Below are 9,620 nucleotides of genomic sequence, written 5' to 3' on the forward strand. Positions count from 1 at the left end.
GCCCGGGGGCCTCCATCGCCCGACAGCGACCCGTCGCCGGGGTGGCCCCGGGGCCGGTCAGGGGCGGCGGCCGGCGTGGAGGGCCCGGACCGCGTCGATCGTGTCCGCCTCGGCGGCGGTCTTGTCGCTGCGGTAGCGGACCACGCGGGCGAAGCGCAGCGCCATCCCGCCCGGGTAGCGGGAGCTGGACTGCACGCCGTCGAAGGCGATCTCCACGACCTGCTCGGGGCGGACCCGGACCACCCAGTCGCCCCGCTCCACCGCGAGGGCGAGGAACCGCTCGGTCTGCCAGCGCAGCACCTCGTCGGTGAGCCCTTTGAACGTCTTGCCGAGCATGACGAACTCGCCGCTGCCCGGGTCCCGCGCGCCGAGGTGCAGGTTCGACAGCCACCCGCTGCGCCGGCCGCTGCCCCACTCCACCGCGAGCACCACCAGGTCGAGGGTGTGCCGGGGTTTCACCTTCACCCAGGCCGCGCCGCGCCGCCCGGCGTCGTAGGGGGCGTCGAGGGACTTGACCACCACCCCCTCCTGGCCGGCGTCCAGGGCGGCGGCGAAGGCCGCCCCGGCCTGCTCCGGGCCGTCGACCGCCACCCGGCCGACCAGCAACGTCGGGTCGACGGCCCCGGCCAGCGCCGCCCACCGCTCCCGGCCGGGCCGGTCGACCAGGTCCTCCCCGTCGAGGTGCAGCAGGTCGAAGAAGTACGGCGTCAGCACCGCCTCGCCGGTGGTCCCCGCGGCGGCGAGGACCGCCGGTGCGACCGGGGCGGGGCCGGTGTTGCTCGGCGTGGTGCGACGGGCGGCCCGGCTGGACGTCTGCTGGAACGGCAGCGGCCGGCCGGTGGCGTCCAGCCCGATCGCCTCGCCGTCGAGCACCAGTTGCCGGGCGGGTAGCGCCCGGACGGCGGCGACCACCTCGGGCACCCGGGCGGTGATCTCGTCCAGGCTCCGGGTGAAGACGGCGATGTCGGAGCCGGCGCGGTGCACCTGGATGCGGATGCCGTCGAGCTTCACGTCGACCACGGCGGGGACGCCGGTCGCGGCCAGCGCCTCGTCGACCGAGGGGGCGCTCTGCGCCAGCATCGGGGCGAGCGGGCGGCCGACCTGGAGCCCGAAGTCGGCCAGCGCGGCGGCGCCGCCGCGCAGGGCGGCCACCGCGACCGCGCGCAGGTCACCGGCGAGCAGCAGGGCCCGGCGGACGGCGCCGATCGGCACGTCGGCGGCCCGGGCGACCGCGTCGGCGAGCAGCCCTGCCTGGGCGCCCTGGCGCAGCTCGCCGCTGAACAACCCGCGCAGCATGCGCTGCTCGTCGGCGGTGGCCGCGGCGAAGAGCGCGTCGAGCAACGCCCGACGCCGGGCCTGGGAGCCGGGGCCGCGCACCGCCGCGATCTCGTCGACGGCGGCGTCGACCGCGACGACGGTCAGGGTCGGCTCGGCGGCCGGCGGAGGCAGGTCGCGCAGGCCGGCCCAGCCGACACCGGTCTGGCGTTGTCGCAACTCGCCGGCGAGCCAGCCCGCCCCTGCCGGAACCTCGGCCGGGTCGAGCGCCTTCAGGGCGGCGGCGAGCAGGTCCACCTTGGCCCGCCGGCCGCTGGTGGCGCCCACGGCGGCGGAGGTGGCCGCCAGGTCGAGGAACCGCACGCTCCCATCCTGCCAGCCACCCCCGACACCGCTGGGGATACGCGGCGGAGGCCGAAAGTTGCCGCTTCCGGCCTCCCAGCCGCCCCCCGACGCCGGGCCGCTCCCCCCAGACCAGCCCGGCGACGACCTTGATCAGGCCGGAACGGGCTCCTCGATGCGCAGGCCGCGGGCGCGCACCTCGTCGGCGACCCGGGAGAGCACCGCGTCGAGCGCGACCAGGGCGGTGGAGAGATCACCGATCCGTTCCTTGAGCGTGTCCTCGGGCCACGCGGAGACGTCGATGTCCCCCAGAGCGCTGACGGCGGCCTCAAGCCGGGCCATCACCTCGTTCGTACTCATGTTCGAAACGCTATAACAGCCCAGCTCCCGACACGCCGAAAACCTCCGCCCGAACCGGGGCGTTACCGTTTCGTCACCTAACTCCGGTTCGTGCCGGCAGCAGCCACCTTGGCCAGCAGCAACGCCTCGGCCGCGCAGACCCGGGCGAACTCGACGAGGTGCAGGCTCTCGTTCGGCCCGTGCGCCCGGGCGTGCGGGTCCTCGACGCCGGTCACCAGGATCGCGGCCTGCGGGAACATCTCCTGGAAGGTGGCGATGAACGGGATCGAGCCGCCGATGCCGATGTCCACCGGCTCGGTGCCGTCCCAGGCGGTACGGAAGGCGTCCCGCGCCGCGTCGAACATCGGGCCGGACGCGTCGATCACGCACGGCTCGCCGTCGTGCTCGAACGTCACCGTCACCTGGGCGCCCCACGGCGCGTGCTTCGCGAGGTGCTCCTTCAGCGCCTCGTACGCCCGCTTCGGGTCGTCGCCCGGCGCCAGCCGTACGCTCAGCTTGGCCTTTGCCGCCGGGACCAGGGCGTTCGGGGCCTCGCCGGTGGCCGGGGCGTCGATGCCGAGCACGGCGAGCGCCGGCTTGGTCCACAGCCGGTCGGTGATCCGGCCGGTGCCGATGAACGACACGCCCTCGGCCAGCCCGGCCTCGACCCGGAACCGGTCCTGCGGGTAGTCGACGGTCGCGCCCTCGCGCCCGGCCAACCCGACGACGGCCACGTCACCGGCGTCGTCGTGCAGGGTGGCCAGCAGCCGGGCCAGCGCGGTCAGCGCGTCCGGCACCGCGCCGCCGAACATGCCGCTGTGTACGGCGTGGTCCAGGGTGCGGACCTCGACGAAGCAGTTGACGATGCCGCGCAGCGAGGTGGTCAGCGCCGGCACGCCGATGTCCCAGTTGCCGGAGTCGGCGATCACGATCACGTCCGAGGCGAGCTCGTCGCGGTGCTCGGCGAGCAGCCGCTCCAGCGAGTCCGAGCCGTACTCCTCCTCGCCCTCGATGAACAGCACCACGCCGACCGGGAGCCGGTCGCCGAACGCGCGCAGCGCCGCGATGTGCGCCATGATTCCCGCCTTGTCGTCGGCGGCGCCCCGCCCGTACAGGCGGCCGTCGCGCTCGACCGGCTCGAACGGGTCGGACTCCCACAGCGACAGGTCGCCGACCGGCTGCACGTCGTGATGGGCGTAGAGCAGCACGGTCGGCGCACCGGGCGGGGCGGCCCTCGTCCCGATCACCGCAGGCTGCCCGCCCGAGCGCACGATCCGCACGTCGAGGCCGCAGCCGCGCAGCAGCTCCGCCACGGCCTCGGCCGAGCGTTCCACGTGCGAGTGGTCGAAGCCCTCGAAGGCGATTCCGGGAATACGGACAAGTCGTTCCAGGTCGGCGCGGACGCCGGGCAGTTCCCGCTCGACGGCGGCCCGCACCTCGGCGTCGGACATGATCGGTGATGTCATGACCGGCATCGTATGTCGGCCTTACCTCCACCGGCTGTCCCCGGCCCGGAGGCGGACGTACTCCCGGTCGGGATCGTGCGGCACCGCCGGGGCGCCGTCGACGATCAAATCCACCGCGTCGGCCGTGGCGTCGGCGGCGAAGTGCGCCCGCTCGCCGGCGTGCCAGCGGCGCAGCTCCGGCAGGATCCCCGGCCCGTCCCGGGCCACCGCCCGGGTCAACCGCAGCTCGTCGGGCGCGACGACCAGGACCGACAGCGTCAGATCGGGCCGGACCGCGGCCCGCGCCGAGCTGACCCCCTCGACGAGCACCACGGGGGCGGGCGGCACCGGCACCTCGCGGGGCAGGAAGGCCCCACGTACCCAGCTGTACCGCTGGTACCCGCCCGGCCGGCCGGCGCGCAGCGGCGCGAGCACCCGCGCCTCCAGCCGGGGCCAGAAGGTGAGCTGATCGTCCCAGCCGTCGAGCAGGTCGTCGGTGTGCACCACCGGCGGCCGCCCGCCGCCGGGCAGCGCGGCGAGGGCGTCCGCGAGGCGCGCGGCGAAGACGCTCTTCCCCGCGCCGCTGCGCCCGTCGACCGCCACGAGTCGGGTACGCCCCAACCGCGCCGGCCCGGCCAGCACCCGCCGGCCCAGTTCGGCGTACGTCTCGACGACCGGAACCACCACGGGCCCGACGCTAGCGGTCCGGGGCGCCCCGCCCACGGCGGGTACGTCGTCCGGTCGAACCGAGGCCGATTCACCGCACGAACCACCCGGGCGGCGGGCATGCTCGTGCCGTGCGCCACAACGTGATGAGCCCGGGCGTCGACGCCCTGCTGGAACAGGCCCGCTCAGGGGTCCGCCGGCTGACCCCGCACGAGACCGTCGAGGCGGTACGCCTCGGCGCGCTGCTCGTCGACACCCGAACCGAGGCGCAGCGCCGGGAACAGGGCGAGCTGCCCGGCGCGGTCGTCATCGACCGGACGGTGCTGGAGTGGCGGCTGGACCCGGCCAGCGACTGGCACGTTCCCGAGGCCACCGGGTACGACCGGGAGATCGTGCTGGTGTGCCGGCAGGGCTACAGCTCCAGCCTGGCCGTGGCCAGCCTGCGGACGCTCGGCCTGCACCGCGCCACCGACATGGTCGGCGGGGTGCAGGCGTGGCGGGAGGCGGGACTGCCGATGTCCGACCGCCCCGCCGACGTCCGTCACTGAACCGGCCGTCTTCCGACGCCGGCGGTCAGGCGGGCTCGGCCACCCGGGCCAGCCAGTCGGCCGCCTCGGTCGGAGCGAGCGTCTCCTCCACGGTCAGCGCCGCGGACATCAGCGGGAACCGCCGGATGTTGTTCCAGCTCCGCTGGTACGGCGGCGGGTCCAGGACCACGACGCGGGCGTCGTCGAAGAGCGGGATGTCCGCCGGCGCGCCCTCGTTCCAGATCCACTTGCCGTGCCCGTCGACCAGGTTGAAGCTGCCGACGACCGTGCCGCCGAACCGGTCCTCGGGGGCGTCGGTGGCCACCTCGACCCAGGACGGGTCGACGGTCAGCCCTTCGATCAGCCCCCGCTCGGCCGGCCCAGCGAGCGCTCCCGCCAGCAGGGTGTGCAGCTGGAAGTTGTCGGCGACGCCGTCGATGGTGACCCGCCATCCCCGGCCCGTCGCCCGGTGCAGCACGAGCAGCCGCTCGCCGTCGAGCACCCGCAGCAGCCCGAGGACGCACTCCAGGTCGGGCCGCTCGCCGGCCAGCTCCGCCCCGACCGCGAGCAGCCGCTCCCGGTGCGGGAACGTGGCCCGCACGGCGGCGGACTGCTGCAACAGGGTGATCGCGGGCATGGCCCAGGTGCCGGCCGCGTACCAGCCCTGGACCGCGTCGAAGGCGCGCTGCTCGTCCCCGTACGCCTCGGTCAGCACGCCGATCGCCGCGTCCATGGTGCCGGGGTCCTCGGGGTCGGGCAGCGCGTCGTCGCCGCGTATTCGCTGCCAGCCGGACCGGAACCGGTGCGCGCCGGCGAGGGCGGCGGCGAACCCGTCGGCCACCGGGGCGACCAGCGGGTCGGGGCGGGCGCCCAGCTCGACCAGCGCACCGCAGAGGACGGAGAACTGACCCCCGGCCCCCGGGCCGAGCTGCGGCAACAGCGCCACGCACCGGGGCAGGGCCGCGTCCAGTTCCACGACGGACGCCTGCTGCGCCACCTCCCAGACCCGCGGCACGGCCCGGGTCATCGCGGTGCCGTCGCGCCCGCGTACGGCCGCCTCGACGGCGGCGATCCGGTCCGCCAGCTTCCCCCTGCGATTGAAGATCATCGGCGCAGCCTAGCGAGCGCGCCCGCCCGTCACGGCCCTCCGCCGAACCCTTGATCGACGCGGGGTGGCCAACCTGCGACTGTCCGGAAATGTGCGACACGTCACTGTCGACGGGCGGGTCGGGTCAGCCGGGCGCGCCGGGTGGGATGAACGGGAGACCGGGGGGCGGGCCGGACTCGATCAGCCGCCACAGGGCGTTGGTGTCCAGGTGCTCCTCGACCAGGTCACCGAGCAGGTCCAGGGACCGCTCGCGGGCGGCGGCGAACGCGTTGTCCGGGGCGACCCGGAAGCCGGTACGGCCGGCGAGCCGGGCCGCCTCGGTGAGGAACCGGCGGCGGAACGCGTCGGACTCGAAGGCCCCGTGCCAGTGGGTGCCGCACACCGCGCCGAGCACCGCCCCCTCGCCGGCACCGTCCGCGTACGTCAGCAGGGGCGGCAGCGCCGGGTCTGCCGACGAGACGTACCCGTGGTGGATCTCGTACCCCCGGACCGGGACGCCCGGGTCGGCGGCGGCGGTGCCGGCCGAGACCCGGACGGTCTTGCGCTTCTCGAAGGTGACCTCGACGGGCAGCAGGCCCAGCCCGGGGACGCTGCCTGCGCGGCTCTCCACCGCGTCGTGCACGGCCCGGCCGAGCATCTGGAAGCCGCCGCAGATGCCCAGCAGCGGCTTGCCGGCCGCCGCGTGGGCCAGCACGGCGTCGGCCAACCCGGTCTCGCGCAGCCAGGCCAGGTCGGCCACGGTGGACTTGGAGCCGGGGAGCACGACCAAATCGGCGGCGGCCAGCTCGGCGGGCTCCACGGTCAGCCGGACCCGGACGCCGGGCTCGGTGGCCAGCGCCTCGACGTCGGTGGCGTTGCTGATCCGGGGCAGCCGGACGACCGCCACGTCCAGCCAGTCGGTGCCGCGCGGGGCCGCCGGCCGGCCGAGCACCCGGCCGTACGCGAGGGAGTCCTCGGCGTCGAGCCACAGGTCGAGGTGCCAGGGCAGCACCCCGTACGTGGGGCGGCCGGTGACCCGGTGCAGCATGTCCAGCCCCGGCTGGAGCAGGCCGAGGTCGCCCCGGAACTTGTTGATCACGAAGCCGGCGATCAGCGCCTGGTCGGCCGGGTCGAGCAGGGCGACCGTGCCGAACATCGAGGCGAACACCCCGCCCCGGTCGATGTCCCCGACCACGATCGTGGGCAGGTCGGCGTGCCGGGCCAGCCCCATGTTCACGTAGTCGCCGGCCCGCAGGTTGATCTCCGCCGGGCTGCCGGCCCCCTCGCAGACCACCACCTCGTACGCCTCGCGCAGCTCGGCAAGCGCGGCGAACGCCGCCTCGGCGAGCCGGGGCCGCAGGGCGTGGTAGTTGCCAGCGGTGACCGTGTCGACGGCCTCGCCGAGCAGCACCACCTGACTGGACCGGTCGCTGCCCGGCTTGAGCAGCACCGGATTGAACCGCAGGTCGGGGGCGACCCCGCTGGCCGCCGCCTGCATCGCCTGGGCCCGGCCGATCTCGCCGCCCCGGCCGTCCGGGCCGACCACCACCGCCGAGTTGTTCGACATGTTCTGCGCCTTGAACGGCGCGACCCGCACCCCGCGCCGGTGCAGCCAGCGGCAGATGCCGGCGGTGAGCACGCTCTTGCCCGCGTCGGAGGTCGTCCCCGCGACCAGCAGCCCCCCGCTCACCGTCCCGCCCCCGTCCCGCGTACCCGGGCGGCCACGGCCCGCCGGCCCGCCCGCGCCAACACGCCGGCCAGTCGGCCGGCGGTGACCGGGTACGCGGCGGCCACGCCGAGCGCGACCAGCCCTACCGCGCCGGAGATCCGCGCCGCCCGCTTCAGGTGCCGCGCCTCCGGGCGGGGCCCGTCGCCCAGGTACGGGCGCACCTCCGACCGCCCGAAGTAGATGTTGCGCCCGCCGAGCCGCACTCCGAGCGCCCCGGCCATCGCCGCCTCGCACTGCCCGGCGTTCGGGCTGGGATGGCCGTTGCGGTCCCGCCGCCAGACCCGCCACGCCCGGCCCCGGTCGCCGTGCGCGGTCGGGGCGACCACGATCGTGAGCAGCCCGGTCAGCCGGGCCGGGGCGAGATTGAGCACGTCGTCGAGGCGGGCCGCCGGGGTGCCGAACCGGGCGTACCGGGGCGACCGGTGGCCGACCATCGCGTCGAGCGTGTTGGCCGCGCGGTAGCCGAGCAGGCCGGGCAGGCCGGCGACCGCCCCCCACAGCAGCGGCGCCACCACCGCGTCGGAGGTGTTCTCGGCGACCGACTCGACGGTGGCGCGGGCCAGCTCCGGCTCGTCGAGCGTCGACGGGTCCCGCCCGCACAGGTGCCCCAGGCGGCGGCGGGCCGTCGGCAGGTCCCCGCCGCGCAGCGCCCGGCCCATCACCTTCGCCTCGTGGCGCAGCGTGCGCCCGCCGAGCACGGTCCAGGTCGCGGCGGCCATCAGCGCGGCCCGGCCGACCGGCCGGTGCCGGGTGGCCACCGTCGCCGCCGCGCCGACCAGCACCGGCACCCCGACGGCGAGCGCGGTGAACACCACCCCGGCGGTACGGTCCGGCCGGTACACGCGCTGTTCCAGCGCCCCGGCCGCCCGGCCGAAGCCGGCCACGGGATGCCACCGCCGGGGGTCGCCGAGGAGGGAGTCAAGGGCGTACCCCGCCACCAGACCTGCCGCGTTAGCCACGGCGACCGACTGCCGCACCTGCCACCACCTCCGGCCGGCCAGCCTAGCCGCCCCTGGAAACCCCGTGACGGCCGCTGAGCTCGACCGACCACCGGAAGCCGGGCCGACCATCCGACAGCCGCGCTGGCTCTACCAGCCGGCTCGGCTGCCCAACCGGTAGCCGGAGCTGCGAGCAAGGACGGCGAGAACCGCGACGAGGCCGCGGGGGCGCCCTGCCGGAGGCGGGCCACCTGCGCAGGATGCTTTGGAGCTGAGTCGTCTGCGACTTGCTTTAGAGCTGAGCCGTCTGCGACATCGCCCCGGGCGAGTCGTTTACGACATCAACGCCAAAGGGCATACGGAGGAGCAATCGGCCAAGAGTCGAGAAGGGCGGAATACGCCGAATGCCTGCACCGGCGGCGAAGAGGGCATTCTCGAACTACTGGGACGGGGATTTGCGCCATACGGTGCCCACCGCCGGCCGTCACCGGTAACTGATCAACTCCAGCAGAGATCCGTCGGGATCACGGAAGTAGACGCTTCTGCCACGGCCGCGCCCGCCGTCGCGGTCGACCGGCCCGGCCGCCACGTCGACGCCGTGCCGCCGGAGATGGTCGAGAATCTCGTCCACCGTCCCGGGCCAGGAGAAACAGAGGTCGCTACCCCCGGGGGCGACAGGAGAACGAGCGACCAGCGCCCCGACGTCCAGGCCGGGGCCGTGGACATTGAGCTGCTGGTCGCCGAACCGGTACGCGACTCGGCCGCCGGGATGCCCGACGACCTCGGCACCGAGCACGTCCCGGTAGAAGGCCGCCGACCTGTCCCAGTCACTCACCGCGATCACGCAATGATCGAGCCTGATTTCCCCGCGCACAGCCCGAACGCTAACAGCGCGGCAGGTCCGGTGTGCTCGGTCGCCGGGTACTGGCAGGGCCTCGGCAAAGTCGGGCGGCTCTCCCGGCCTGGGGCGGCTGGCGGAGACGCGCCTTTGCTGGCGGGAGCAGCGCAGGCAGAGCCGTTTCCGAAGATCGTCGAAGTTCTCAAACCGAGACCTCGGCCCCTCATGCCGTGCGTCACGCCTACCAGCGCCATTTTCGACGCCTACCCGGGCCACCCGCTGACCGCATGGAGGATCTTGGAGGGAAAAGGCCCCTGGGGCGGTCTCAAGCGGTGGTTGCATCGAGGAGCTGGGACATTCTCTCACCAGGGGTGTCCCAGTCCAGGGTTTGTCGGGGGCGTCCGTTGAGTTCGTCGGCGATGGCGTCGAGGTCG

Annotated in this window: 9 protein-coding genes; 1 reads left to right on the forward strand and 8 read right to left on the reverse strand. The window is 74.9% G+C overall.

All coding sequences use genetic code 11. The annotated features are described in order from the left end of the window. Positions 1-57: 57 nt before the first annotated feature. From ACFYZF_RS30115 to ACFYZF_RS30130, 4 genes are all read right to left on the reverse strand, one after another. Positions 58-1,638, reverse strand: a complete 1,581-nt coding sequence (locus tag ACFYZF_RS30115) for an ATP-dependent DNA ligase (RefSeq protein WP_387026487.1) — start codon at positions 1,636-1,638, stop codon at positions 58-60. Positions 1,639-1,770: 132 nt separating this feature from the next. After that, complete coding sequence (locus ACFYZF_RS30120) at positions 1,771-1,977, reverse strand: hypothetical protein (protein WP_350886162.1); 207 nt, start codon at positions 1,975-1,977, stop codon at positions 1,771-1,773. A gap of 77 nt (positions 1,978-2,054) precedes the next feature. Beyond that, on the reverse strand, positions 2,055-3,407 hold the full coding sequence (locus tag ACFYZF_RS30125) for a dipeptidase (RefSeq protein ID WP_387026504.1): 1,353 nt from the start codon (positions 3,405-3,407) through the stop codon (positions 2,055-2,057). 36 nt (positions 3,408-3,443) lie between these two features. Beyond that, complete coding sequence (locus ACFYZF_RS30130; RefSeq protein WP_387026489.1) at positions 3,444-4,088, reverse strand: hypothetical protein; 645 nt, start codon at positions 4,086-4,088, stop codon at positions 3,444-3,446. A gap of 125 nt (positions 4,089-4,213) precedes the next feature. Between ACFYZF_RS30130 and ACFYZF_RS30135 the strand changes: the two genes are divergently transcribed. After that, the gene (locus ACFYZF_RS30135; RefSeq protein ID WP_387026506.1) at positions 4,214-4,615 is read left to right on the forward strand and encodes a rhodanese-like domain-containing protein; all 402 of its coding nucleotides are present in this window, start codon (positions 4,214-4,216) and stop codon (positions 4,613-4,615) included. Positions 4,616-4,640: 25 nt separating this feature from the next. Here ACFYZF_RS30135 and ACFYZF_RS30140 read toward each other — a convergent pair whose 3' ends face one another. The 4 genes from ACFYZF_RS30140 to ACFYZF_RS30155 form a co-directional block, all read right to left on the reverse strand. Next, a complete protein-coding gene (locus tag ACFYZF_RS30140) occupies positions 4,641-5,702 on the reverse strand; it encodes a hypothetical protein (protein WP_387026491.1) in 1,062 nt (353 codons plus the stop codon). 124 nt (positions 5,703-5,826) lie between these two features. Next, positions 5,827-7,371 (reverse strand): cobyric acid synthase, encoded by a 1,545-nt coding sequence (locus tag ACFYZF_RS30145; protein WP_387026493.1) that lies wholly within the window; start codon positions 7,369-7,371, stop codon positions 5,827-5,829. Beyond that, positions 7,368-8,387 carry a cobalamin biosynthesis protein gene (locus tag ACFYZF_RS30150; protein ID WP_387026495.1) on the reverse strand — a complete coding sequence of 340 codons (1,020 nt, stop codon included), beginning with the start codon at positions 8,385-8,387 and terminating at the stop codon, positions 7,368-7,370. Before ACFYZF_RS30150 ends, ACFYZF_RS30145 begins: the two co-directional genes overlap by 4 nt. 445 nt (positions 8,388-8,832) lie before the next feature. Continuing rightward, entirely contained in the window at positions 8,833-9,222 is a 390-nt protein-coding gene (locus ACFYZF_RS30155; RefSeq protein WP_387026497.1) for a VOC family protein, read from the reverse strand. Positions 9,223-9,620 lie beyond the last annotated feature (398 nt).

The sequence above is a fragment of the Micromonospora sp. NPDC001898 genome, assembly GCF_042891255.1.
GTDB lineage: Bacteria > Actinomycetota > Actinomycetes > Mycobacteriales > Micromonosporaceae > Micromonospora.